Annotated in this window: 1 pseudogene; it reads right to left on the bottom strand. The window is 64.1% G+C overall.

The window, feature by feature from the left end:
• Positions 1 to 511 (bottom strand): annotated as a pseudogene (locus ABD907_RS20530) (hypothetical protein); the annotation flags it as partial.
• Between the last annotated feature and the right edge of the window lie 146 nt (positions 512 to 657).

The raw sequence follows: 657 nt of genomic DNA, 5'->3' as shown, positions 1-657 counted from the left end.
TGAAGTCGACACCGTCGTCGCTGGTGGCCCATCGGGTGGTCGAGTTCTCGCCGTGGAAATACATCACCATCTGGCCCGCATCGTCATTCCAGACAGCCTCTGGCGTCGAGACGTGCGAGACGTCGTAGTGGTCGTCCCAGGAGTTGCCGATCAACGGCTCCTCACCGTTGCCGGTGTACTCCGTCCAGGGCCCCTCGATCGAGTCGGCGTACATGAGAATGACGCCGCCGGGCGAATCGTGCGGTGCGGTGTACAGATACCACTCGCCCAGTGGGTCCTCGAGGTGCTCCCCTGCGTGGAAGATGCTGGGGAAGATGTACTCGTCGGTCGGGTTGTACTGCATCTCGTCCGGGACAGTGATCTCACCCTGGTAGCCGAAATCCGGCATCCCCGGGGGCGGTTCTGCCGCCTCCGCCGTGGACGGCGCTAACGCACCGACCGCCATCACCAGGGCCAGGCTTGCGCCCAGCGCCGCGGCGATCCGTCTGCCGCCTCCACGTGCGATCGTCATCGATCTCCCTCTTCTCATCGCTGCACCGGCCGGGCCCGCTGCCCACCTGGGTGGCCAGTTGACATCCTTGGGTGCGGCCTGCGTATAGTCCGTGTCGTCGCTCATACGCATTAGCAGAACGACCTCGATGGAGACTAATGCGTATG

The organism is Georgenia halophila, assembly GCF_039541595.1.
Note: the sequence above shows the minus strand (reverse complement) of the source record. Positions and strands in the feature narration are given on the sequence as shown.